22 protein-coding genes are annotated in these 23,654 nt (G+C 47.2%); 9 read left to right on the top strand and 13 right to left on the bottom strand.

The window, feature by feature from the left end:
* Nucleotides 1–366 precede the first annotated feature (366 nt).
* Nucleotides 367–621, top strand: a complete 255-nt coding sequence (locus Q7V32_RS02605) for a hypothetical protein (RefSeq protein WP_304895434.1) — start codon at nucleotides 367–369, stop codon at nucleotides 619–621.
* Between the two features lie 427 nt (nucleotides 622–1,048).
* Here Q7V32_RS02605 and moaA read toward each other — a convergent pair whose 3' ends face one another.
* Nucleotides 1,049–2,056 (bottom strand): GTP 3',8-cyclase MoaA, encoded by a 1,008-nt coding sequence (moaA, locus tag Q7V32_RS02600; RefSeq protein WP_304895433.1) that lies wholly within the window; start codon nucleotides 2,054–2,056, stop codon nucleotides 1,049–1,051.
* A 181-nt stretch (nucleotides 2,057–2,237) separates the two neighbouring features.
* Here moaA and Q7V32_RS02595 point away from each other — a divergent pair, with 181 nt between their 5' ends.
* The 4 genes from Q7V32_RS02595 (at nucleotide 2,238) to Q7V32_RS02580 (ending at nucleotide 5,423) form a co-directional block, all read left to right on the top strand.
* A complete protein-coding gene (locus Q7V32_RS02595) occupies nucleotides 2,238–3,203 on the top strand; it encodes an ABC transporter substrate-binding protein (RefSeq protein WP_304895432.1) in 966 nt (321 codons plus the stop codon).
* Between the two features lie 7 nt (nucleotides 3,204–3,210).
* Nucleotides 3,211–3,972, top strand: coding sequence for an ABC transporter permease (locus Q7V32_RS02590; protein WP_304895431.1), 762 nt, complete (start codon nucleotides 3,211–3,213; stop codon nucleotides 3,970–3,972).
* Complete coding sequence (locus tag Q7V32_RS02585) at nucleotides 3,969–4,706, top strand: ABC transporter ATP-binding protein (RefSeq protein ID WP_304895430.1); 738 nt, start codon at nucleotides 3,969–3,971, stop codon at nucleotides 4,704–4,706. The genes Q7V32_RS02590 and Q7V32_RS02585 overlap by 4 nt, the downstream gene beginning before the upstream one ends.
* A gap of 471 nt (nucleotides 4,707–5,177) precedes the next feature.
* Nucleotides 5,178–5,423, top strand: a complete 246-nt coding sequence (locus tag Q7V32_RS02580; protein ID WP_304895429.1) for a hypothetical protein — start codon at nucleotides 5,178–5,180, stop codon at nucleotides 5,421–5,423.
* A 125-nt stretch (nucleotides 5,424–5,548) separates the two neighbouring features.
* On the opposite strand, the gene Q7V32_RS02575 is transcribed toward Q7V32_RS02580, so the two are convergent.
* Both Q7V32_RS02575 and Q7V32_RS02570 read right to left on the bottom strand, forming a co-directional pair.
* Entirely contained in the window at nucleotides 5,549–5,827 is a 279-nt protein-coding gene (locus Q7V32_RS02575) for an Lpp/OprI family alanine-zipper lipoprotein (RefSeq protein ID WP_159653654.1), read from the bottom strand.
* Between the two features lie 94 nt (nucleotides 5,828–5,921).
* Nucleotides 5,922–6,419: a murein L,D-transpeptidase family protein gene (locus Q7V32_RS02570; RefSeq protein WP_304895428.1), complete on the bottom strand. Its 498-nt coding sequence runs from the start codon at nucleotides 6,417–6,419 to the stop codon at nucleotides 5,922–5,924.
* A 117-nt stretch (nucleotides 6,420–6,536) separates the two neighbouring features.
* Here Q7V32_RS02570 and Q7V32_RS02565 point away from each other — a divergent pair, with 117 nt between their 5' ends.
* A complete protein-coding gene (locus tag Q7V32_RS02565) occupies nucleotides 6,537–8,171 on the top strand; it encodes an alpha-D-glucose phosphate-specific phosphoglucomutase (protein WP_304895427.1) in 1,635 nt (544 codons plus the stop codon).
* Nucleotides 8,172–8,292: 121 nt separating this feature from the next.
* Here the strand turns inward: Q7V32_RS02565 and Q7V32_RS02560 are convergent, their stop codons facing one another.
* The 3 genes from Q7V32_RS02560 to rluD are packed head-to-tail and all read right to left on the bottom strand — an operon-like array spanning nucleotide 8,293 to nucleotide 10,796.
* On the bottom strand, nucleotides 8,293–9,123 hold the full coding sequence (locus Q7V32_RS02560; protein WP_304895426.1) for a ZIP family metal transporter: 831 nt from the start codon (nucleotides 9,121–9,123) through the stop codon (nucleotides 8,293–8,295).
* A 7-nt stretch (nucleotides 9,124–9,130) separates the two neighbouring features.
* Nucleotides 9,131–9,865 carry a peptidoglycan editing factor PgeF gene (gene pgeF / locus Q7V32_RS02555; RefSeq protein WP_304895435.1) on the bottom strand — a complete coding sequence of 245 codons (735 nt, stop codon included), beginning with the start codon at nucleotides 9,863–9,865 and terminating at the stop codon, nucleotides 9,131–9,133.
* Complete coding sequence (gene rluD / locus Q7V32_RS02550; protein ID WP_304895425.1) at nucleotides 9,852–10,796, bottom strand: 23S rRNA pseudouridine(1911/1915/1917) synthase RluD; 945 nt, start codon at nucleotides 10,794–10,796, stop codon at nucleotides 9,852–9,854. The genes pgeF and rluD overlap by 14 nt, the downstream gene beginning before the upstream one ends.
* Nucleotides 10,797–10,936: 140 nt before the next feature.
* Here rluD and Q7V32_RS02545 point away from each other — a divergent pair, with 140 nt between their 5' ends.
* Nucleotides 10,937–11,776: an outer membrane protein assembly factor BamD gene (locus Q7V32_RS02545; protein ID WP_304895424.1), complete on the top strand. Its 840-nt coding sequence runs from the start codon at nucleotides 10,937–10,939 to the stop codon at nucleotides 11,774–11,776.
* 238 nt (nucleotides 11,777–12,014) lie between these two features.
* On the opposite strand, the gene phoU is transcribed toward Q7V32_RS02545, so the two are convergent.
* The 6 genes from phoU to Q7V32_RS02515 form a co-directional block, all read right to left on the bottom strand.
* Nucleotides 12,015–12,734 carry a phosphate signaling complex protein PhoU gene (gene phoU / locus Q7V32_RS02540; RefSeq protein WP_304895423.1) on the bottom strand — a complete coding sequence of 240 codons (720 nt, stop codon included), beginning with the start codon at nucleotides 12,732–12,734 and terminating at the stop codon, nucleotides 12,015–12,017.
* A gap of 13 nt (nucleotides 12,735–12,747) precedes the next feature.
* Complete coding sequence (pstB, locus tag Q7V32_RS02535; protein ID WP_370691404.1) at nucleotides 12,748–13,515, bottom strand: phosphate ABC transporter ATP-binding protein PstB; 768 nt, start codon at nucleotides 13,513–13,515, stop codon at nucleotides 12,748–12,750.
* The gene (pstA, locus tag Q7V32_RS02530) at nucleotides 13,512–15,164 is read right to left on the bottom strand and encodes a phosphate ABC transporter permease PstA (protein ID WP_304895421.1); all 1,653 of its coding nucleotides are present in this window, start codon (nucleotides 15,162–15,164) and stop codon (nucleotides 13,512–13,514) included. Before pstA ends, pstB begins: the two co-directional genes overlap by 4 nt.
* On the bottom strand, nucleotides 15,164–17,443 hold the full coding sequence (locus Q7V32_RS02525) for an ABC transporter permease subunit (RefSeq protein ID WP_304895420.1): 2,280 nt from the start codon (nucleotides 17,441–17,443) through the stop codon (nucleotides 15,164–15,166). The genes pstA and Q7V32_RS02525 overlap by 1 nt, the downstream gene beginning before the upstream one ends.
* Before the next feature lie 157 nt (nucleotides 17,444–17,600).
* On the bottom strand, nucleotides 17,601–18,587 hold the full coding sequence (locus tag Q7V32_RS02520; protein ID WP_304895419.1) for a PstS family phosphate ABC transporter substrate-binding protein: 987 nt from the start codon (nucleotides 18,585–18,587) through the stop codon (nucleotides 17,601–17,603).
* Nucleotides 18,588–18,869: 282 nt separating this feature from the next.
* Nucleotides 18,870–19,466 (bottom strand): histidine phosphatase family protein, encoded by a 597-nt coding sequence (locus tag Q7V32_RS02515; protein ID WP_304895418.1) that lies wholly within the window; start codon nucleotides 19,464–19,466, stop codon nucleotides 18,870–18,872.
* Between the two features lie 259 nt (nucleotides 19,467–19,725).
* Here Q7V32_RS02515 and Q7V32_RS02510 point away from each other — a divergent pair, with 259 nt between their 5' ends.
* Together Q7V32_RS02510 and Q7V32_RS02505 are read left to right on the top strand one after the other, a co-directional pair.
* Nucleotides 19,726–21,249, top strand: coding sequence for a CHAD domain-containing protein (locus Q7V32_RS02510; protein WP_304895417.1), 1,524 nt, complete (start codon nucleotides 19,726–19,728; stop codon nucleotides 21,247–21,249).
* A gap of 3 nt (nucleotides 21,250–21,252) precedes the next feature.
* Nucleotides 21,253–22,002, top strand: coding sequence for a ParA family protein (locus Q7V32_RS02505; RefSeq protein ID WP_304895416.1), 750 nt, complete (start codon nucleotides 21,253–21,255; stop codon nucleotides 22,000–22,002).
* On the opposite strand, the gene Q7V32_RS02500 is transcribed toward Q7V32_RS02505, so the two are convergent.
* A complete protein-coding gene (locus Q7V32_RS02500; protein WP_304895415.1) occupies nucleotides 21,999–23,624 on the bottom strand; it encodes an NAD+ synthase in 1,626 nt (541 codons plus the stop codon). The genes Q7V32_RS02505 and Q7V32_RS02500 overlap by 4 nt on opposite strands.
* Nucleotides 23,625–23,654: the final 30 nt, after the last annotated feature.

Raw genomic sequence — 23,654 nt, 5'->3', positions numbered from 1 at the left:
CTTCGATGCTGTCTTGAAAGGGTTCCAAGCCTCGCAGAATATCAGCCAAATCACAACCCTGCTTCTTCCGATACACGACTCGATCGTGCTCGTCAATCAGTTGCGTCACCACATTCGTTGAATGCAAATCCATTCCACCGTATAGTTTCATGTCTGTCTCCTCGGTTGTTTCGATCAACACCCTTTTATACCACTCAGGGCTCCGATCGGGGAGACAGGCTAGATGATTATCAAGTCTTGTAATAAAGCAAAAGCGGCAGTTGAATAGGGTTTACACTCAAACATTCAATCGGCGACATAATAATGAAATGATTGATTGCAAGACTTGACTCTAATTTTTCGTTTATGAAAAAAATGGGGGGCATAATGAAAACAACAAGATTGATGCTACTGAGTGCCGCGATCGATGCGCCTCCTAACGTCGGCACATCCTATTTGGCGCATCTTATCGTGTTTGGCATCCTGTTTGGCACTCTGACCATAATGTGCACACATATGAGATTTCAAGATCGCTCAATAACCATTATCGTAGCTATAGGGCTTTTTCTAGTTTTGTTTATTGGAGCTGGAATATTTACACCAAAAGAAGCGATAGAAAACATTAAAGACATTGGAAAATAAATATAACAATGGGTCAATTAGGACGCTCTATAGTGGGTCTATTACCCAAATCGTTGGGATTCAAACAATCAGCATGAGCAAATTCATCTACAAGTGCGTCGGCCCGGATATATTAGAGAAGTCTCAGCAAAGAGAGAGAATGCCGCTTCAAGGAAGAAGAGGGGGATCAAGTCTTGCAATATAGCAAAATTCGATAATGATCTGCCTTTTCACTCCTCAATCCAATAGGATGCATCCATCTACTTTGCAGTCATTCTCCTATCGATCAAGCTTTCAACTTCCGATTCAAACCGCTCATTGCCGAGCACCGCCCCCTGTTTGCCGATAACCGAAGAGCGTCCAATAATTTTTCTTCGACATGATATTTGAATAATTCACGATAATTTGACTGCCTAACGCCAGTTACAATGGATTCAGAGTAATATTGCTACCCCCCTGTCATGTTCATGTGTCTGAACAGAACAGGTTGTTCATGAATATTAAACTCATGCTTTTCGGGCTTAATGTTCATGGATTCAATAATGGCTTTTTTTAGTATGTCCTTGTTGCCGGGATGGGCCCGCAGCACTTTTTTTAAATCCACCGAATGTTCATTTCCCAAACACAACAGCAAACGCCCTTCTACCGTGAGTCGAACTCGGTTGCAAGTACTGCAGAAATTATGACTGTGCGGTGAAATAAAGCCGACTTTCGTCCCCGTTCCGGCCACTTGAAAATATTTGGAAGGTCCGCCGGTTTTTTCAGTACTGGATAATAAAACAAATTTCTGTTCCAAATCAGCTTTGATGTGATCGCTGGAATAATAAGCCTCGCCCCTGTCATGACCGGTGACTTCTCCCAGGGGCATTTCTTCTATAAAGCTGATGTCCAGGCTGTTGGCAACGGCAAAATCGACTAAATCGGTGACCTCATCATGGTTTCGGTTTTTTAAAATAACGGCGTTAATCTTGATGTTTTGGAAGCCAGCGGCCTTGGCCGCCTGAATACCTTTTAATACCTGCTGTAAGTCACCGGTGCGTGTAATCGCTTTAAATTTAACAGCATCCAGCGTATCCAGACTGATATTGATTCTTTTGACTCCGGCCGCTTTAATGGTCCCTGCCATGGTTTCCAATTGAGACCCGTTCGTCGTCAATACCAGTTCCCGCAAAGCGGTCAGACGGCCGATATTTTCCAGCAATTGCAGAGCGCCTTTTCTAACCAGCGGTTCGCCACCGGTTATGCGGATTTTTTTGACCCCCAGCTCCGTAAAAACTTCGGCCAGCGTATAAATTTCCTCCAGTGACAGAATCTGTGCCCGCGGTAGAAATGTCATTTCCTCCGCCATACAATACAGGCATCGAAAATCGCACCGGTCGGTGATTGAAATTCTGACATAATCGACGACTCTTCCGAATCGATCGATCAGTTGTGGTGAATTTGCAGATGAACTCATAAGTGAAAGGAATGACTAATCAACTAACGTGATCTTATTATGACAATCATTGCCGCTACAAGCCAGCGGTGCGGTAAAATGACTTCTTTGAGTCAAATGCTTAGACAGGGCTCAAGAGCGATGAACCGCTCTTTTAGAAAAAGTCACTTAACCCCTTTTTTGGATAGCCGGATATTTAACGATGACACTCATTCGCCTAGCATGGTTTACCCTGTTTCTTAGCCTTAACTGTTCGGCTGCCGAAAAAACAGCCATCCGCTTAGGATTGCTCTCATTCGGCACGGTGGCCTGGGAAATAGAGGCCATGAAGCAGGCCAAACTGGCAGATTCAGCCAGCTATAGTTTGACGGTAGTGCCTATTGCAAACCCCGAGGCGGGGAAAATCGCATTACAATCGGACACCGTGGATATGATTGTTTCGGACTGGGTTTGGGTATCCAGGCAGCGTTCTGCAGGTTCCGACTTAACTTTTTATCCTTACTCCACAACTTCTGGCGCATTACTGGTTCCTCAGGACAGCGCAATTTTGACCGTGCAGGATTTGCAAGGCAAGCGGGTGGGTATTGCCGGTGGCGAACTGGATAAAAACTGGCTGCTGCTTAAAGCGCTTGCCAGACATCAAAATCAGCTTGATCTGGACCAAGCGGTTGAGAAAACTTTTGCAGCGCCGCCATTGATCAATCAACAACTATTGAGCAAGCGCGTTGATGCCGCCATGAACTATTGGAATTTTGCTGCCGAACTGGAAGCTAAAGGCTATCGCCAGATAATGGATGGCCGTCAGATTATTAAAGCGTTGGGCATAACAGAATCAGTGCCTACCCTGGGTTACGTCTTTAAAGAAAGCTGGGGTAAAGCGCACAAACAAGCTGTATCAGAATTTTTATCCGGAACTCGGCAAGCCAGAAATCAGCTCTGTACATCGGATCAGGCATGGCAAGACATCGCAGCGCTGATCCCAAACCCGGATGAACAGGTCCGGTCACAATTACGCAGCCGTTATTGCGCCGGTAATGTCAACGAATGGGGTCCCAAAGAACAGCAAGCGGCTGAACGTATTTATCAATTGTTAAGAACTGAGAGTAACAATCGGCTAACCGGCGGGTCGGAGCATTTACAAGCGGGTACTTTCTGGGCGGCTGATTAAAGACATCATGGCAGTTAGCGCTCTTTACGACAGACCCCGGCTGGCAAGCCTTGTTTCTTCCGCATTATTTTTGCTGGTGTGGCAGCTTTTGGCGTCTTATCTTGACAGCTCAACGCTGCCTGCGCCTTTGGCTGTTGCTCGCGTGATTTGGCTTGAAACGCTTTCCGGACAATTACCCTATCATCTGGGCGTAACACTGCTGAGACTGGCATTCAGCTTTTCAATCGCCATGCTGTTGGGTTGTGCAATCGGTATTGCGATGGGCAGAAATGAAAAACTGAATCATTTTTTTGACAATTGGCTGGTTATTTTTCTGAACATACCGGCACTGGTCACCATCATTTTATGTTACGTCTGGTTTGGCCTAGTCGAATACGCCGCGATACTCGCCGTGGTCGTCAACAAGTTGCCGAATGTGATAGTCACGATTCGCGAAGGCACCCGAACCTTGGACAGGGATCTTTTGGAAATGGCAAAAAGTTACCATTTCAGTAAACGCAAAACTTTTTTGCATGTCATCTGGCCTCAACTGTATCCCTTTGTCATGGGCGCAACACGAACAGGTCTCGCACTGATCTGGAAAATCATTCTAGTCGTTGAGTTGCTGGGGCGCAGTGATGGCGTGGGCTATCAACTGCATCTTTTTTTTCAACTGTTTGATGTTGCCGGTATCCTGGCTTACAGCATCGCCTTTGTCTGCGTGATTCAGATCATCGAATTTTCAATTCTGAAACCGCTGGATAAAAAAGCCCTCAGGTGGCGTCGATGAGCGCTATTCAAATCAACATTGCCAATAAATCTTTCCTTGGCGATAGCCGAGTACATAATCAAACCATCGCCAATTTGCAGCTGTCGCTGGCTGAACACGAATTTATCTGCTTAGTAGGTCCTTCCGGCTGCGGCAAAAGTACCCTGCTCAATATTATTGCCGGGCTGGATAGCGATTTTGAAGGCGAAGTAACACTCTCCCAAAGACACCAAAAACCTAGCATCGGCTATGTATTTCAAAACCCTCGCCTGTTACCCTGGCGTACCGTAAGAGAAAATATCTTATTGGCGTTACCTGAGGGTTATCCTTCAGAGCCTATTGATGTGATGCTCGAAACCATGCAATTGACTGACGTCAAGAATGATTACCCGGAAAGGCTTTCGCTGGGCATGAGCCGTCGAGTCTCCATCATCCGCGCATTTGCCGTCAATCCCGATATCCTGTTGATGGATGAGCCGTTTGTGTCACTGGACCCGCCCACTGCCCGGCAGGTCAGGCAATGGCTGATCAGTCTTTGGCAGCAACGGCCTCATACGGTTCTTTTCGTGACACATGACTTGAGAGAAGCCATTGCGTTGGCTGACCGGCTGATTTTTTTATCCAAATCGCCCATGACTGCCGTCAGCGAAATAATAGTGCCTATACCAAGAAGCGAACGGGACGACGAAAAAGCCATCGAAGCTTTTCGGCAAAGTCTGCTGGAAAACCATCCGGAAATCAGGTCATTGCTGTGAGCTTTAACTTGGCTTGATCAGCACCAGTTGCGAATTTGAATAAAATACCGGATACTTTTGCCGCCTTTTAGCCTAGCGAAAATGATGAGCCCTGATTGAAACGGCAAAGCATGAGTAGCTAACTGAAGCAGCAGCTAACGCTATAAATGAGTGTTTGAGAAATCAATTACTACAGCGATCATTTTATAGCAAAGAACAATGTAAGCCTGGTCTGGTAAATTAAAGATTGAATGGGAGTGATGAGATTTCAAAGCTTCCGACAGCACATGGAGGTGCTGCAAAATTGATTGTGTTAAACGATTGATTATTTAGCCGGAAACTAACAATTCGCTTCCGGTGACCGCTAAATGATCCATAGATGGTTTTATTTTGCGTTTCCCAAAGAAAAAAATACGTCTCTAAAAATCAAAGCCCCAACCTTGAGCTCACGCTTTAAAAATCGGGTAAAAAAATGACAATAGGAAAAATACAATGAGAAAAACTCTACTATTAACTTTTGGTTTATCAGGATTATTAATCACTCAAATGGCATCCGCTGAGGGCGATGATAAATATCCAGCCACTAATTTTCAACCCAAAGTCATTTATATGGATAAGGATGCTGATACAAAACCAGCAAAATCCAGCGCCAGTTCAGCAAAAAAATCAGCAACCCAGTCAAATTTTGACCCTAAATATCCTGCTGCGTACTTTGAACCCAAAGTAATCTATCCCTGATTGTTATAGGCAAGCGCTTTTGGAGTCATATCAATAAGCGTTTGCCATTCCAATAATATTTGTCCAATAAAAAAGCCCGACTGGCGAACCAGTCGGGCTTTTAAATTTCATTGAATCAATAGAAATTATTTCATCATTGATTTTTTGAACAAACGATCTAATTTGCTGTTTGCATCTTGTGCATAGCTAGCAGCACGGTTTGCAGCAGCTTCAGCAGCAGCAGCTCTTGCAGATGCATCAGCAGCAGCACTTTGTGCGCTTGCAGCATCAGAAGAAGCTTTAGATACTTTTGAGCTCAACGCATCAATTTGAGATTGAAGGTTTTCAACGTCAGAAGTGCTTGCACAACCTACAGCCAGACTTGCTGTAAGAGCAACAACTGATAATTTAGCTAATTTATTCATGATTTTTTCCTTTTATTTACTGTAAGAGTTGCAACTAAAACTAATTTTGAATGTCATATGATGACGTTTTTTTTTCAGAAATGCCAGTTTTATTTTATCTAACTTCAACGACCACTTCCTTCTTTATCCACTTACTCAACCTGTCAATTTGAGGATTGGTTAAAGCAATACAGCCATGAGTCCAATTCATTGTTCTATGAATTTTTTCATTGCCACGCCCTAGCCCATGGATTCCTATCTGTCCGCCCAACAAAGTGTTTTGAGGCGGCACCCGATTATTATTGTGCGCAAAAGCAATTGAGTCAAACGTATAAGGATCTATTACCCCCTGCTTCAAAGCAACACTGGCGTCATCGACTGAAGGATAAGTCAAGCCGAAAAAGCGGTAAAAAGAACTGCTTTGATTGATCCAGCCAATTTTGTAAGTCCCGACAGGGGTAATATTATCGCCCCGGTGCATCTTGAGACCCGCGCCGTTTCTGCCTATAGCGATATTTTCCAGCAGCTCAACCGTTTTTTCACCTTGCTTAACCTCTAGCGTAAACGCGTGAGTATCAACCAACAACCAGATATCATTATCTGCCTTGCTCATTACTGAAAAAGCGCACAGACATAATACTAAAAACTTTCTGAACATAATTAATTAAAATTGACCGCTAAATGACTGTAAGTTAAATTTCGTCTTTCTTTGTCCCATCAAGGCATACTCATGCAAATTAAAACTATCGCAACTGTTCCATTTGAAGGCCAAAATCCAGGCACATCCGGATTAAGAAAAAAAGTAAAAACATTCGCCGAACCTAACTATCTCGAAAACTTTGTTCAATCAATTTTCGATTCCCTAGAAAACATATCAGGCCAGACCCTGGTTATTGGGGGCGATGGCCGTTATTTCAACCGGCAAGCGACTCAGACAATTATCAAAATTGCCGCAGCTAACGGTTTTTCAAGACTTATTATAGGACAGGGAGGGCTATTATCAACCCCTGCCGCATCAAATATCATTCGAAAATACCAAGCTTACGGCGGCCTAGTGCTTTCGGCAAGCCATAATCCTGGTGGGCCGGACGAAGATTTCGGCATCAAATACAACGTCGGTAACGGCGGACCTGCCCCGGAAAAATACACAGAGGCATTTTACCGCCACAGCCAGAATATAACATCCTACAAAATCGCTGATCTGCCCGAGATCAATCTGGATATTGTGGGCACTCAGAAAATCGATCAATTGATCATCGACATTATTGATCCGGTTGCTGACTATGCCGAATTAATGGAATCGATTTTTGACTTTGATTTACTCAAACAAAGCATCGGCTCAGGCTATCTAAGTTTGCGCTTTGACGCCATGCATGCGATTACCGGACCTTACGCCAAAACCATACTGGAAGACTTATTAGGCGCTAAACCAGGGTCAGCGATCAATGCCGTGCCACTGGAAGATTTCGGTGGCGGCCATCCTGATCCTAACATGGCGCATGCACATGAATTGACGGAAGAAATGCTGGGCTCCGCGCCTCCTGTTTTTGGCGCGGCATCGGATGGCGATGGCGACCGCAACATGATCATGGGCGCAGGAATTTTTGTTACACCCAGCGATAGTCTGGCAATCATGGCCGCCAACGCCAAATTGATACCCGCTTATGCAAAAGGTTTAAGCGGCGTCGCCCGCTCCATGCCCACCAGCCAGGCCATTGATCGCGTTGCAGCAAAATACCAGTTGCCTTGTTACGAAACTCCTACCGGCTGGAAGTTTTTCGGCAATCTCCTGGATGCCGGAAAAATTACCTTGTGTGGAGAAGAGAGCTTCGGCACCGGCTCAGACCATGTCCGGGAAAAGGACGGCCTGTGGGCTGTACTGTTCTGGTTGAATTTGATCGCGAGAAAAAGACAATCCGTCGCTGACATCGTCAAGGATCATTGGCAAACATTTGGCCGGGACATTTATGCCCGCCACGATTACGAAGCCGTCGAAACAGCAATCGGCAATGAAATCATGGATCAACTCAGAAACCAGCTCCCTGGCTTAAAAGGCCAGGCCTTTGGTGAATACACGGTCAAATATGCCGATGAATTCAGCTATACCGACCCTATTGACGGCAGCATCAGCAAAAACCAGGGCATTCGTATCGGCTTTGAAAACGGCTCGCGCATAGTCTTTCGGTTGTCAGGAACCGGCACGGTTGGCGCCACGTTAAGAATTTATCTGGAACGGTATGAACCGGACGCCGCCAAACATGACCAGGATGCTCAGGAAGCGCTTAGCGGCTTGATCGAGTTGGCAGAAAAGCTCGGTGAAGTTAAAAAACGGACAGGAAGAACTGAACCCACCGTCATCACCTGAGGCTCATTAACACAGATCAAAGACCTCAGTCCTCAAGACTTTAACGTCCAGGTGTCAATTCATTCGCACCTGGACGGCATTACCCTTCCAACAAACTTCAGAACGCCAAAACCGTTTACCGCTAGTCTTTTGAACCGGACATTTCAAGTTTTTCATGAGCTGACTGCAATTCAACGTCATGAGCTACATCATGTAAAAAACAGATCAAAAATACGCCCGTGGCAATCAACGCAATTTGCTGTAAGGACGTTTTTGTATCGGTTTTTTCATGTAATGAAGGAATCAGATCAGCCACCGCGACATAGATAAAACTGGAGGCCGCCATCGCGAGGAAATAAGGCAGACTGTCGTGTAAATCTTCCAGGCAGAAAAAGGCCAAAATGCCGCCGACGACCGTCGATAGACTGGCCAGCATATTGTAAATGAGCGCTTTGCGCCGACTGTAGCCACTTTGCAACAAGATCGCAAAATCCCCTACTTCCTGTGGAATTTCATGCGCTGCAACAGCAATACTGGTAACAATTCCCAGTTTAACATCGGTTAAAAATGCCGCCGCAATGAGTATCCCATCGACAAAGTTATGGATTCCATCACCTAACAAGATCAAAATCGCGGCAGGCTGATGGTCGTGATGATGGTCGCCCCCGGCTTCGTAGCCGCTGTGATGACAATGCCGCCAGATCAGTAGTTTTTCAAGTACAAAAAATACCAGAATACCGCCCAGTATGGTCGCCGAAAGCCCTTGAAACTGAGCCTTTTCAACCTCTTCAAAAGCGTTTGGAATCAGCCCCCAAAAAGCGGCCGCCAGCAATGCCCCTATCGCAAAACTGATACCATGAGGCAATACATGCGCTCTTTGCGTCTCCGATAACAGTAAAAATACCGAGGCGGCCAGCACACTCAGTACACCGCCAATCGCTGTAAAAGTGACAATCAATAACAATAAACTCATAGCCGCCTTATGCCCGCCATATCAGTGAGGCCATGCGCCCCGTTTGCTTATCCCTTCTAAAGGAATAAAAGCGGTCCGCATCCGTCACTGTACAAAAGCCGCCCCCATAGACCTGATTAATTCCTACCGAAGCCAGATCAATACAAGCGAGCGTGTAAATATCGGCCAGCCATTTACCGTCATGACTTTCAGTAAAAGCCGCTTCAAAGTAAGTTGATTTCGCCAGGAACGCTTCCCTGACTTCCGCGCCAACCTCAAATGCAGCCGGACCAATCGCAGGCCCCAACCATACCAGTAGATCTTTACCCTGCAGGACCTTAACCGTATTGGTAATGACTCCGTCCAGCAACCCCCGCCAACCGGCATGAACTGCCGCAACGCTCAACCCGTCTTTGGAACACAATAAAACCGGCAGGCAATCAGCCGTCAGCACGGCACAGACAATGCCCGCTTCGTCGGTAAAACTGGCATCCGCAGCACATAAGCCATCGACGTGAGCGGCATTGATGACCGTATTGCCATGCACCTGCTCAAGCCAGACGGGTTCCGCCGGCAAATCCAGCATAGTGGAGATTCTGGCTCTATTGCGCATGACGGACTCGGGATCATCCCCAACATGCAACGCAGGATTGAGGCTTTGATAAGCGCCTTCGCTGAAGCCACCGGTTCGCAAAGTGGTCACAGCAAATACGTTATCGGGCGCTGGCCATTCGGGGGTAAGCCAATTATCAGTGTTGGTCATTTTCACGAAATGCCGCCAATAATTCTTTCATGTCTTCAGGCATTTCCTGAACCCACTCGCAATATTCATCGGTTAAGGGATGCACCAGACCCAGCTTTTCAGCATGCAAGGCCTGCCGCTTGAAACTACGAAGAATTCGCTCCAGCCGCTCGCCGCATTGCGCCGGCATCTGGAAACGTCCACCGTAAACCTGATCACCCACCAATGGAAAATGAATGTGAGCCATATGCACCCTTATCTGATGCGTACGCCCCGTCTCCAGCTTAACCCTGATCAGGGTATTGCGCGAAAAACGCTCGACCACACGGTAATGAGTCACCGCCTCCTTTCCGTTCATCCTGACGACATACCGTATTCTGTCGTGGGGATGACGACCAATCGGCTCGTCGACGGTGCCACCTGCGATCATCCGCCCTTTGGTAACGGCCAGATACTCCCGGTTTATCTCTCTTTCCTGCAGTTGTCTCACCAGACTGGTATGTGCCGGTAAGGTTTTTGCCACCATCAATAAACCGCTGGTTTCTTTATCGATGCGATGCACCAAACCGGCTCTGGGAAGAGTATCCAATGCAGGACAATGACTGAGCAAAGCGTTTTGCAAAGTGCCGGTCCAGTTACCTACCGCTGGGTGAACGACTAATCCGGCCGGCTTGTTGATAATCAACAGCGCCTCATCCTCATAAACGATATCCAGCGGAATGGATTCGGCCACGCACTCAATAACGCGCTCGGCCTCCGCATCCACTTCAACATCCTCCCCCCCTTCCAGCCGGTCTTTAGGCTTTAAAACCCGGCCATTGACGGTGACTTTTCCTGCTTTAACCCAGGTCTGCAGCTTGCTTCGAGAATACTCTGAAAAAAGCTCAGCCAACACCTGATCCAACCTCATGCCCGCCATTTCATCGGGCACATTTGACGATAATCTAGTCATAACAAAATCTTCTGGTTAACCCACCGTATAAGTTATACTCGCCGCATAAAAGCGCAGTTGAATACTGCAGCTATCAGTCCGGGTGCAACTCACTGCGTTTGCACAAAAAACCGATCATATTACAACGTGTCGTTAACACTATGCGATTATTTTTAGTAAAATTGTTTCTCATCATCAGCCTGGGGCTTATCCTGCCTGGGTGTGAGACCTTGAAAAACTTTAATTTCGGCAGCGACAGCGAAACGGATGAATACGCCGACTGGAACGAAGAACAACTGCATACCTCGGCAAAAGAGGCTATGGACGCAGGCGGCTATCAAAAAGCCATCAAACTTTATGAAACCCTGGAATCGCGCTATCCCTTCGGCGACTACGCTGCTCAGGCACAACTCAACATTGCTTATGCCTATTTCAAAAACGATGATCCTGAGGCTGCGATTGCTGCCGCAGACCGGTTTATCAAACTTCATCCGCGAAATCCCAGCGTCGACTATGCGTATTATTTGAAAGGACTGGTTAATTATAACCGGGGAATTGGCTTTCTGGACCGGTTTGTGCCTACTGATTCCACACAAAGAGATCCGGGCAGCGCCAGAGATTCCTACGACAATTTCAATGAGCTGCTGACGCGCTTTCCCAACAGTCAATATGTATCCGACGCGAAGCAGCGCATGATAGCCCTGCGAAACAACATGGCCATGTATGAGGTTCACGTAGCCCGTTTTTACATGAAACGTAAAGCCTACAATGCCGCTATCAATAGAGCCAAAGAAGTGATCGAAAAATACCAGCGCACACCTGCGATTCCTTATGCCCTGGAGATCATGAAAGAAGGCTATACCAAACTGGGACTAACTGAACAGGCCAATAACGTTAATCGTGTTTATACCCTCAACTTTCCGGACGGGCCGCCCGTACCTATTAAAGACACCAGCACAACGGCCGGAAAAGTGTGGGATTTTATCGGTCTGGATGAATAAAAATCTGTATCTTCTGACCATCCTCCCATTTTATTGGGTGTAGGCGGTTGATTGAAAAGGCTTCTGCAAAAGGAATATTGCAGAGAGCGACAGGGACGTATTGTTGCGTCCTTTGAAATCAAGTACCTACGACCTTAATTCAAAGGGGGCGAGTAGTTACAAAAATCTTTTGCTTGAGATTGGACGAGTGAGCTTTTTCAACCGCTCTTTTTGGCTCGTTCGTCCTGAACAAAGCCCGCTAGCCTTGTATCTTGCGCTCCAGTTCTTCATGGCTGATATGCCGCACATCTTCGCCTCTGACCATGTAAATCACATGCTCGCAAATATTGCAGGCATGATCGCCGATACGTTCCAAGGCCCTGGCCATCCATAACACATCCAGTGCCCGGCCAACATTTCGCGGATCTTCCATCATTCTGGAGATCAGTTGACGAATGATACTGCTGTATTCCCTATCCACTTTTTGATCCTGACCGGTAATTGCAACCACCTGGTCTACATTCATTCGGGCAAACGCATCCAGCGCTCCGTGCAGCATCTCTTTCACCATAGACACAAGATGCTGGATTTCATAGTAATCTTCACCCTTATGCTTATGATCCATACCATTCAAGTGAATAGCCATTTCCGCAATTTTTATCGCTTCATCACCGGCTCGTTCCAGATCATTGATGGTTTTTATCACCGACAACAGCAAGCGCAAATCAAAAGCCGCAGGTTGCCGTAAAGCCATGATTTGGGTGCACTCCTTGTCAATCTGCATTTCCAGCTGATTAACCTGACTGTCTTGTTGTATGACTTTTTCGGCCAGCTCCAAATCGCTGTTCATTAACGCCGTGGCAGCCTCATCAATCTGGTTTTCAACAAGGCCGCCCATGATCATGACTTTATTGCGGATATCTTCAAGTTCTTCATTGAATTTACGGGATATATGATGCCCGATTTTGCTCACATCCATCGTATGGCTCCTTTTAGCTGTAGCGTCCGGTTAAATAATCTTCCGTCTGTTTTTTTGACGGGTTGGTAAATAATTGACTGGTTGTGCCAATCTCAATCAGTTCGCCCTTATTCATGAATGCCGTTACATCAGATACCCTGGCTGCTTGCTGCATATTATGGGTAACGATGATGATGGTATATTGATTTCGCAACTCGCTGATTAATTCTTCTATTTTCAAGGTCGAAATAGGATCTAGCGCAGAAGCAGGTTCATCCAGCAACAAAACCTCAGGTTCTATAGTGATTGCCCGAGCAATCACCAGCCTTTGTTGCTGGCCGCTGGACAGATTCAATGCGCTATCGTGAAGGCGATCTTTAGCCTCATCCCAGAGCGCTGCTTTGCGCAAAGCCAATTCTACTTTTTCATCCAGCGTCTTACGCTGATTGATACCCTGAATTCTAAGCCCATAGGCGACATTTTCATAAATCGACTTTGGAAAAGGATTGGGCCGTTGAAACACCATTCCTACCCGCCTGCGCAGTGCCGGAACGTTTGATGACTTGGCATAAATATCCTGATGATCGAGAAATATGCTGCCGTCAATTTTCACATCATCCAGCAAATCATTCAGGCGGTTAATACATCTTAACAAAGAGGATTTGCCGCAACCACTAGGACCAATGAATGCCGTCACTCTTTGCCGGGGAATGTCCATATTGACTTTATGAAGCGCTCGTTTGGCCCCATAAAATAGCGATAAATTATCCACCTTGACAATACAGTCATTCATTGCGTTCATTCCTCCATCGCCTGGTATTTTTTCCGCAGATAATTCCTGATACACACCGCAGTCAGATTGAGACAGATAATAACCAGGACCAACAACAAAGCCGTGGCGTAAACCAGCGGTCTTGCGGCTTCAATATGCGCACTTTGAAACCCTACATCGTAAATATGAAACCCTAAATGCATAAACTTTCTTTCCAAATGCACAAAGGGAAACGAACCGTCTACCGGCAAAGCCGGCGCCAGTTTCACAACCCCCACCAGCATCAAGGGCGCCACCTCACCCGCTGCTCTGGCAACAGCTAAAATCAATCCGGTCAACATCGCCGGACTGACTAAGGGCAAAACTGTCCGCCATAGTGTTTCAGCCTGAGTTGCGCCTAACGCCAGACTCCCTTCGCGTATCGACCTAGGCACACGCAGCAAGCCTTCTTCGGTAGACACGATCACCACCGGCAAAGTCAACATGGCCATGGTCAAAGAGGCCCAAAGCAAACCCGGAGTTGCAAACACGGGGACAGGGTAGGCCTCCGGATAAAATAAGCGGTCCATCTCTCCACCCAACAACGTGACAAAAAAACCCAAACCAAAGACGCCAAACACCACAGACGGAACGCCCGCCAGATTATGCACAGCGATTCGAATCAATTGCGTGACAAAGCCCTGTTTGGCATATTCCTGAAGATAAATCGCAGCAACAACGCCCAGAGGTGCAACGACGAGTGACATCACGATGACCATCATCACGGTGCCGAACAGCGCCGGAAAAATTCCGCCTTCACTGTTGGCCTCCCGGGGATCTCCTGTCAAAAACTCAGTAAGCCGTGCCCCATAAATGCGGATTTTATCGCTGCCGTTCAGCCTGTTGGGCTGATAAATTCGAACGATGTTAGCCAAAGGAATTATTTGCCGTTGTTCATTTGCATCCCTGGCAACCACAGTGTACTGTTTAATCAACGGGTATAGCTGCTCTAATTCATCCAGATAGCGTTGGTATTGCCCTTCGTGGCGGGTTATTTCAGCTTCGAGCAGGCTCAATTCATCCGGCTGGGTAGAATTCTCCATCAACAAACGCTTTTTTCTAAGCTTTAATTGCTCAAGTTGTTGGCTGATCTTTCTTATGGCATGACTTTCAATCTGTTGAATTTTTTTAATTCGTTTTGATGTTTCGTCCAGCTTAGTCCATAACACAGGCCAGGCCTCCAGATTGGTGGCAATGACGCGGCCCTGCTCGTTGATACTTTCTATAAATCCGTAATAATTACCCCATTCCTTACGCTCTATCACCATCACTTGATCAGGATAATGCCAGCGCTCTATCCTGTTGGCTGATACCCAGTGGAAATCAAATCCATTGACATCCCGGTTTCCGGATTTGATCAAATATTGAAAAGATACACTTTCAGCTGTTTCATCTCCAGCATCTGCAGATCCGGCGATAAACGCGCCTTGTTGATTCGTTCCGGCTATTTCGCCAATAATCATCCGGACTTGGCCCTTTTCATCGAGGTAACTCATTTCTGCAACCGATTTGGGCCAAAAATGACCCAAGCCCTGAATGGCGATAAGGAGTAAAAGCCCGGACACCAATAACAGACTGACACTGACAGCCGCGGCATTCAGCCAGATCCAGGGGGTATCGGTGCGCAGCCAGGACTTCATCACAAGGCGCTATAGCTGCGGCGTAGTCGCTGACGAATCCACTCTGATAGCGTGTTGACTACAAATGTAAACATGAAGAGCAGCAATGCCGCCAGAAACAACAACCGGGAATGCGTGCTGCCGGTCTCGGATTCGGGCATCTCAATAGCAATGGTTGCCGACAAGGTTCGCATGCCCTGAAAGATACTAAAATCCATCATCGGCGTATTTCCGGTGGCCATCAACACGATCATCGTCTCCCCCACCGCACGGCCAAAACCGACGATAACCGCTGAAAAAATACCGGGACTGGCCGTTAACAGCACAACCCTAGTCATCGTTTGCCATCGTGTTGCTCCTAAAGCCAGCGAACCGATGGTCAGATGACGAGGCACATTAAAAATAGCGTCTTCTGCAATCGAGAAAATGCCAGGAATCACGGCAAATCCCATAGCAATACCGACGACCATCGCATTGCGTTGATCATATTCGATACCCCACTGTTGAGATAACCAGTCTTTTATACCCCCATCAAAAAACTCGGCCTCCATCGGCCCGCCAAAACTTAAACAAAGCCAAACCACAAGCATGATCAACGGCATCAAAAATGCCGCTTCCCAGCCGTCCGGTAAACTGTGACGCCATGAAGAGGGCGCATATTGCCAACCGTAAGCCGCCAGCAAAACACTGATTGGCGTCACCCATAAAGTAAAGATAATGCCGAACAAGTGCGCTTCGATAAAAGGCGCCAGCCAAAGTCCGGCCAAAAACCCTAAAATAACGGTGGGTAGCGCTTCCATAATTTCGATACCGGGCTTCACTATTTTCCGCATGGCAGGAGCCATAAAGTAAGCGGTATAAACGGCACTGGCCAAAGCCAGAGGAACGGCAAATAACAAGGCATAAAATGCGGCTTTTAAGGTGCCATAAACAAGCGGTGTCAAGCTGTATTTGGGTTCAAAGTCATTGCCGGACGAGGACGACTGCCAAACATAATCCGGTTTTGCGTAGCTTTCATAGCTGATTTTTTGCCACAAAGCCTTTAACGACACTTCAGGGTGGTTATTGGTCAATCGCCATAAGGTCAGCCTGCCGTCTTCCGACTCACTTAAAAGCGCAGTAGCCCGGGGCGCTAAAGCCATCATCCGGATTTTGTTTTCGGACAAGCGGTATTCGAGTAATTTCCGTTCACTGGTGGAATAAAAGAGCGCGGCTTTACCGGTTACATCCAGGGCAATAAAACCTTTTCGCCGTTGCTCGGATTCAATCGACGTGACCGCTTGAGCGGATACGTTAAACGTTCTTAATTTTTGCAAAACCGACTGATCAAGCCCGCCCAAAACCCAAGCCCACTGACTAACCGATCCGGCGTCATCTCCGGCCAGTATCGACAAATGTCCGTTTAGCAGCGTTACACTACTCAGCTTTCGGCCGGGGCCGACAAGGTCTTGCCGACCTTGGGACAAAACCTCAAATGCCGGATCAACCTTAACCCAATTGAGAACGCCCGATGCTTCAACCCAATAAACAGTGCGTCCGGCCTTATCCAGAAGCACATGCTCAATGGGTCCCAAAGGTAAAGTAAATTCCTTGCGGACTATTTTAAAGCCGGAAGCCCAGAGCGGAGAACTGATTGCCGCCAGCCTGGTGAGCACCAGACGACCCGATGCCGTCATAACTGCCAAAGTGGCCTGTCCTTCTTCGCTGGCAACGGCCAGCCGGGACAAAGATTCTCCGGATTCATCCAGTTTGATAGGCTCTTGACCGAAAGGAAAATTAATTGAAGGGATGATCACTCCCTGATCATGCTCAAAAGTCAGCGCGTAATGCGGCTGAACCAGAAGCGCCTTGCCGTCAGAAAGGCCAAACGCCACTAAGGACTGATCACCCCCTTCACGGCTAATGCCTGTTATGGTGACATTTTCAGGCAGCGGAATGGACGCCGTTTTAACGCTTCGTCCGGTTTCCGTCTCAAAAAAAATGATGCGCCCTTTGTCCGTATATCGGACGCCCAGCTTGTTTTTCTCCTCCATACCCAGCAGCAATGTTTTGCCTGCCGCAGAATCCGGAACCGGGTATCCTCCGACCTGTTTTATTGAAGAGCCAACAAACAAGGGCATAACCATCGCCACCAGGTAAAAGAACATCAGTGCAATCATCAGCATGACGCCGTAACCGCCGGCATGAACGCAATAACGCAGCAGCGCATCCTTCGTCATTCGCCATAAGCCATACCAGCCGCCACAAGTTTTGATGCGGGAAGCAAAAAAGGCAGGCCTGGAAAATTGCTTTTCGCTCATGCCATGACTCAGAAATTCAACCGGAGCATTGTAATATCAGACTTCCTATGAAAAAAGTAAATGAGGAGCCGCAACCATGCCTTCGTTTTGGCACGTTACGACTGAGCAAAAAATACAGTACAGATTCAGATAGGCATATTTGCCGGGTAAAACAGGTTCAGTTCTTATAACCGGAGTCAAGAGAACTCAAAATCTTGTCTATCATCTCTTTAGGCAAAGGAATATAACCGTCTTTGATCACCATCTCCTGCCCACGTCTGGATAATACTAATTTCAGAAATTCAAGCTCCATGGACGCCAGGGGTTTAGTGGGGTGCTTGTTCACATAAATATACAAATAGCGGGCAAGTGGGTAGGTTCCGTTAATGGCATTTGCGGGCGTGGCCTCAACGTAGCTCATACCTGGCTTAATCGCCAAAGCAACACTTTTTACTCCCGATGTTGCATAACCAATCCCTGAATAACCAATGCTGTTTAGAGAAACAGAAATAGCTTGTACCACTGATGCCGAGCCCGTCAGCTCATTGACATTATTTTTGAAATCGCCGCCACACAAGACCTGCGCTTTAAAATACCCATAGGTTCCTGAAACTGAGTTGCGCCCATAAAGCTGTATCGATCTTCCCCGCCAAATGCCATCAAGCCCCACCTGCCCCCATCGAATGATATCGAAGGGATGACCGCATCTTCGGGTTGAAGACATCATCGCATCGACTTGAGGGAGCGTTAACGCTCTGATTGGATTATCTTTATTGACAAATATAGCCAAGGCATCAATGGCTACCGGCACAGCCAACGGATTGTAACCGAATTTTTTTTCAAAAGCTTCCAACTCACTGTCTTTCATTTTTCGGCTCATAGGCCCCAAATTAGCGGTTCCTTCCGACAACGCGGGCGAAGCACTGGAAGAACCCAGCGACTGAAACTGGATATTGACATTGGGATAAACGCGTCTGAATTCCTCCGCCCAAAGTGTCATCAAGCTACCTAACGTATCAGAACCGACGCTGGAAAGATTTCCGGAAATTCCGCCCACTCGCTGATATTCGGGAATACCGGGATCAACAACCGGAAGAGCGTTGGCTTGAGCAGCCAGCATGGCTAAAAAAAATCCGCTTATCTGTGTGTATTTGTCGAATTTCATCCGCTCCCCTCTTCCAACACTCTTTTAAAAGTAATCCAGGATTATACTTCGCGCGGTCACATTTGCAGTTTTCTGACGCGCTCTTTTGTCCGATAGCAGCGTTGCGAAAACAGTTACATAGCTTGCTATGCGCCTGTTTCCGCGCCTTGCTCTCGAACAAAATAGCATTGCCATAAAAGCCGCAAACATGACCGCGCGAAGTATATAAGCCGCAAACGTCCAACTGAGGCTTGCAAAATCGCACTCGTCAGACCATTTATTTCCTGTCAGCCAAGTTAGCCGTTAATCAGGATCCTCTTCAGATCGTAAATCAGCGGCTCGAATAAGCAACAATAACTTCGCTGATGAGCGGGTTAAGTGTGTCCAGTCATCCGGCATCATGAGCCTTGCCAGTGTTGCTGTTGCAAACAATTTTCCGTCCGGCGGCACGTCTACCTTGTCAGCGAGATAGCTTAAAAGCGCTTCCAGATCAGGATTATGTCCGACTAATAAAACACGCCGATAAGTCTTCGAATGTTCGGCCAACACAAGCAGTAATGACGCCACATCGGCATCGTAAACCCGAGGATCTTTAATGACTGAGCGCCTATCAAAAGCCATGGCCTCACAAACCAATTGCGCAGTCTTAAGCGCCCTGACCGCGGGTGAAGTGATGATACAATCAGGAACAAGGTCTTCCTGCTTCAGCCATAAGCCCATTCGCAGCGCAGCTTTTTTGCCTTTTTTCTTCAATGGACGGTTAAAATCATCCGTTTCTATTCCCCAATCCGACTTGGCATGTCTTAATATAAATAACTCTCTTTGCATCATCCGGCTACCCATGTAACTACTCGCCCGCTTTGAATTAAGGGTATAGGTGCTTGATTTCAAAGGACGCATCAATACGTCCCTGTAGCTATCTGCAACATTCCTGTTGCAGAAGCCTTTTCAATCAACCACCTACACCCACTAAAATTGGAGGGGGTGAGCAGATACCTACCAATTAAATTAAAAAATGGATACATCAAAGTAACACAGGAACATACGGCACTTTGTCATGGTTTTTTAATATTAGCTTGCTAAAATCAAAAATTTATGACAATAACCGTCTCGGTACAAGTAACCAAACGTTTATTTTTAGTCATCTAACACACTCATCATGCCTTTACATTTTAAATTACCAGGTCATCTGAGCATCGATAAACTGTTGCTGGAACTTGAAAAACAGACCGTTCTGGAACTGGTCACTCAACATTTTGCCTTAAAAACATTTTATGACAGTTTTGACTGGCGTTTATACAGAAAGAACCTGATCTGCGAATATGATCAGTCCCGTCTTTCATCGATGCTGTTTATTAAAGAAGCGGATTCCGACAATATCGTCCACTCAGTTCAGGCGGATCAAGTGCCTTCTTTTGCTGACGATTTCAGTCAAGCGGAACTTCGTGATTTATTGCGTCCTTTACTGGACATGCGCGCGCTAATGCAAATCACAACCTTGGACTACACCTGTTATCAACTGCATATTCATAACAGTGATGCCAAAACCGTTCTTAAAATGACTATTGAACACTATGATCCGATTCAATCCCGGGTCATTCTTGACCCCGTCAAAGGCTATGATAAAGCGTTTAAACGCATGTCAAAGCTGTTATCGAATCTGGGCTTGATGCCAACGCAAGAGCCGGTTTTAGTTGACGCACTGAAAACCCAAGGCCGCAAACCCAAGGATTATTCCTCCAAATTAAATATTAAACTGGCGCCGGACATGCGGGCCGACATTGCCGTCAAATATATTTACAGCCATTTATTGAAGACGCTCAAACTCAATGAACAAGGCGTGATTGCCGATATTGACAGCGAATTCCTGCATGACTTCAGGGTTGCCGTCAGACGTACCCGGACAGGCCTGACCCAGCTTAAACAGGTTTTGCCAGTCGCCCAGACCAAACGGTTCTCAAGCTATTTTTCCTGGTTAGGACAAATAACCAGTGAACCGCGAGATTTAGACATTTATCTGCTTCATTTTGAAACATTTAAAAACCATCTGCCGGATACCATGAAAGCAGACCTGGATCCTCTGTATGATTTTATGGTGCAAAAAAAACGGGCGGTCCATGCCGGACTGGTTGATAAACTCAAGTCTATCGATTATTACGCCCCGCTGATTGAATGGGAAGATTACATCCGCTCAGCCGCCATCAAAAAGCCGGATGAGACACAGGCCTTAATCCCGGTTAAATCCCTGGCCGATCGACGCATATGGACTATTTACAAAAAAGTCATCAAACAGGCTGGCGCCATTAAAGAGGATGCTCAGCCCTCAGAATTGCACACCTTAAGAAAAACCTGCAAAAAGCTGAGGTACCTGATGGAATTTTTCCAAAGCCTTTATCCTGAATCAACCATTAAGATGCTGATTCGCTCACTCAAGGAATTTCAGGAAATTTTGGGTACCTATCAGGATTTAGAGATACAACAACAAACGCTCAAGGAATTGGGCAAAGAAATGTATAGTCAAACTGATTCACCACAAACCCTTTTAGCCATGGGCGCGTTGATAGAAGCATTGGGGAAACAGAAAATTGAAACGCGATCAGCATTTGATGGGCGGTTTAATGAATTTAACCAAGCGGATAACCACACTATTTTCGAAACCCTTTTTAAATGCGGAGCGGCTTGAGCCATGAAAACCATAGCGGCATTCAACATTAAAGGGGGCGTTGGTAAAACATCCACGGCTGTCAATCTGGCTTTTCTGGCCAGCAAACAAGGCTATCGCACCCTGGTTTGGGATCTTGATCCTCAGGGGGCCAGCAGTTATTACTTTAGAATCAAGCCAAAAATCAAGGGCAGCAGCAAAAACCTGGTTGCCGGTCAACTGGATTTGGATGACTTGATCAAAGGCACTGATTTTGAGGGATTGGATTTACTGCCGGCCGACTTTTCGTTTCGTAATCTGGACCTGATCCTTGATGGCAAAAAGAAGCCCACCGAACGCTTACACAAATTACTGGCTCCTTTGAAACACAACTACGACATGATCTTTCTCGATTGCCCGCCGACTATCTCACTGCTGTCCGAAGCGATATTCGAAGCAGCGGACGTGCTCTTGTCACCCGTGATTCCCACCACGTTATCGCAGCGCACACTGGAACAACTGAAAGCTTTTTTGCACGATAAAAAACTGAAAAAACTCAAACTGATGCCGTTTTTTTCGATGGTGGACAAACGCAAAAAAATGCATCTGGATATCATGCTCACCCTGCCCGTTCAACACCCTGAAATACTGGCGACTTATATTCCTTATGCCAGCGATATTGAACGGATGGGCAGCGAGCGCATGCCATTGGCTGCATTCAGTAAAAACAGCGCTCGCTCGGTACAGGCTTATCAAGCACTCTGGCAGGAAATAAGCCGTGCGATGAGCCTTTAGTTCACGCCTTTGTATCCTGAGGTAATCGGGTAACGTCTATCCCGTCCGAAGGCTCTGGGGGTAATCCTGATGCCGGGCGGTGATTGACGCCGTTTGTATTCGTTTCTATCGACCAGACTGATAGCCCGATAGACATCGTCCCTGGCAAACCCGGCAGCCATGATCTCCTCCGCCGACTGGTCCCGCTCCACATAACGCTCCAAAATCGCATCCAGCTGATCATAAGGCGGCAGTGAATCCTGATCCACCTGATCGGGGGCGAGTTCGGCAGAAGGCGGCCGGATCAACACCCGCTCGGGAATAACCTGACTGATGCTGTTACGGTAACGGGCCAGTTGGTAAACCAATAATTTGGGCACATCCTTGATCGGCGCAAAACCACCGGCCATATCGCCGTAAAGCGTCGCATATCCCACGCTCATTTCGCTTTTATTTCCGGTTGTAAGCAATAATTTGCCTTGCTTGTTCGACAACGCCATCAACACGACGCCGCGGCAGCGAGCTTGGATATTTTCTTCGGTCGTGTCTTTGGCGCTACCGGCAAAAGCCTGTTCCAGCATTTGGGCAAAGGCGGTGACCGCAGGTTCTATAGGGATAACGTGGTAATTAACACCCAAAGCCTGCGCTTCCAACTCGGCGTCCTCGATACTCATCATGTGCGTGTACCGCGAAGGCATCAAAACCGCTTCGACCTGACCTGCGCCCAGCGCATCGACCGCTAAAGCGAGTACCAATGCCGAATCAATACCGCCGGACAATCCCAGCAGCGCGCCTTTAAAACCATTTTTGGCGACATAATCGCGAATACCCAGCACCAAGGCCTGATATTCACTCGTTACCGGCTGATAAATCGGCGCACAAACCGATCTCAACGGTTTATTGCCGGAAAACTCGACCACACTGAGTTGTTCCTGAAATTCTTCTGCGCGAAAGACGACCGAACCGTCGCTATCAACTACGAAAGAAGCCCCGTCAAAAATCAATTCATCCTGTCCGCCAACCAGATTCACATAAACCAGAGGGATTCCGGCCTCTTTGATTTGATCGCAGACAATCTGCTCACGCTGATGGATTTTTCCGGCGTGAAACGGCGAAGCGTTCAAAGTCAGAATAATATCGGCACCGGCCAGCCGGTTTTTGGCGATCAGCCCAGGCTGCCAGACATCTTCACAAATTGTCAACGCCAACGCCCGCCCTTTTGCAGTAAACAAGGCCGTATCGGAACCGGCCGAAAAATAACGCTGTTCGTCGAACACCCCGTAATTGGGCAGCGCATTTTTCCGGTAACGCGCGATTATTTCACCCGACCGGCAGACCACAGCGGTATTGTAGAGCTTACCGTCGGTTTGCTCGGGATATCCAACCACCACATCGATCCCGCTGACCTGTCCGGCAATCGTATCCACCGCCTGTTGAGCCATGGCAATGAAATCCGGTCGCAGCAGCAAATCCTCGGGCGGATAGCCGGTCACCGGCAATTCGGGAAAGATCACGACATCGGCACCAAGCCGGTCGCGGCTATACAGTGCTTGATTGATGATTTTAGCGGTATTGGCCTTGATGTCGCCAACCAGAAAATTGGTTTGCGCAATAGCCAGTTTGAGAGTCGTCGTAGCGCTCATAAGAAATTGTTTTCACCCTGGAAACGGGAG

The sequence above is a fragment of the Methylicorpusculum sp. genome (assembly GCF_030651835.1).
Lineage (GTDB): Bacteria > Pseudomonadota > Gammaproteobacteria > Methylococcales > Methylomonadaceae > Methylicorpusculum.
This window is presented reverse-complemented; position numbering and strand designations above follow the sequence as displayed.

Coding starts and splice junctions, on each gene's coding strand:
- Q7V32_RS02605 (WP_304895434.1), top strand. CDS start 367: ATGAAAACAACAAGATTGATGCTACTGAGTGCCGCGATCGATGCGCCT.
- moaA (WP_304895433.1), bottom strand. CDS start 2,056: ATGAGTTCATCTGCAAATTCACCACAACTGATCGATCGATTCGGAAGA.
- Q7V32_RS02595 (WP_304895432.1), top strand. CDS start 2,238: ATGACACTCATTCGCCTAGCATGGTTTACCCTGTTTCTTAGCCTTAAC.
- Q7V32_RS02590 (WP_304895431.1), top strand. CDS start 3,211: ATGGCAGTTAGCGCTCTTTACGACAGACCCCGGCTGGCAAGCCTTGTT.
- Q7V32_RS02585 (WP_304895430.1), top strand. CDS start 3,969: ATGAGCGCTATTCAAATCAACATTGCCAATAAATCTTTCCTTGGCGAT.
- Q7V32_RS02580 (WP_304895429.1), top strand. CDS start 5,178: ATGAGAAAAACTCTACTATTAACTTTTGGTTTATCAGGATTATTAATC.
- Q7V32_RS02575 (WP_159653654.1), bottom strand. CDS start 5,827: ATGAATAAATTAGCTAAATTATCAGTTGTTGCTCTTACAGCAAGTCTG.
- Q7V32_RS02570 (WP_304895428.1), bottom strand. CDS start 6,419: ATGAGCAAGGCAGATAATGATATCTGGTTGTTGGTTGATACTCACGCG.
- Q7V32_RS02565 (WP_304895427.1), top strand. CDS start 6,537: ATGCAAATTAAAACTATCGCAACTGTTCCATTTGAAGGCCAAAATCCA.
- Q7V32_RS02560 (WP_304895426.1), bottom strand. CDS start 9,123: ATGAGTTTATTGTTATTGATTGTCACTTTTACAGCGATTGGCGGTGTA.
- pgeF (WP_304895435.1), bottom strand. CDS start 9,865: ATGACCAACACTGATAATTGGCTTACCCCCGAATGGCCAGCGCCCGAT.
- rluD (WP_304895425.1), bottom strand. CDS start 10,796: ATGACTAGATTATCGTCAAATGTGCCCGATGAAATGGCGGGCATGAGG.
- Q7V32_RS02545 (WP_304895424.1), top strand. CDS start 10,937: ATGCGATTATTTTTAGTAAAATTGTTTCTCATCATCAGCCTGGGGCTT.
- phoU (WP_304895423.1), bottom strand. CDS start 12,734: ATGGATGTGAGCAAAATCGGGCATCATATATCCCGTAAATTCAATGAA.
- pstB (WP_370691404.1), bottom strand. CDS start 13,515: ATGAACGCAATGAATGACTGTATTGTCAAGGTGGATAATTTATCGCTA.
- pstA (WP_304895421.1), bottom strand. CDS start 15,164: ATGAAGTCCTGGCTGCGCACCGATACCCCCTGGATCTGGCTGAATGCC.
- Q7V32_RS02525 (WP_304895420.1), bottom strand. CDS start 17,443: ATGAGCGAAAAGCAATTTTCCAGGCCTGCCTTTTTTGCTTCCCGCATC.
- Q7V32_RS02520 (WP_304895419.1), bottom strand. CDS start 18,587: ATGAAATTCGACAAATACACACAGATAAGCGGATTTTTTTTAGCCATG.
- Q7V32_RS02515 (WP_304895418.1), bottom strand. CDS start 19,466: ATGCGTCCTTTGAAATCAAGCACCTATACCCTTAATTCAAAGCGGGCG.
- Q7V32_RS02510 (WP_304895417.1), top strand. CDS start 19,726: ATGCCTTTACATTTTAAATTACCAGGTCATCTGAGCATCGATAAACTG.
- Q7V32_RS02505 (WP_304895416.1), top strand. CDS start 21,253: ATGAAAACCATAGCGGCATTCAACATTAAAGGGGGCGTTGGTAAAACA.
- Q7V32_RS02500 (WP_304895415.1), bottom strand. CDS start 23,624: ATGAGCGCTACGACGACTCTCAAACTGGCTATTGCGCAAACCAATTTT.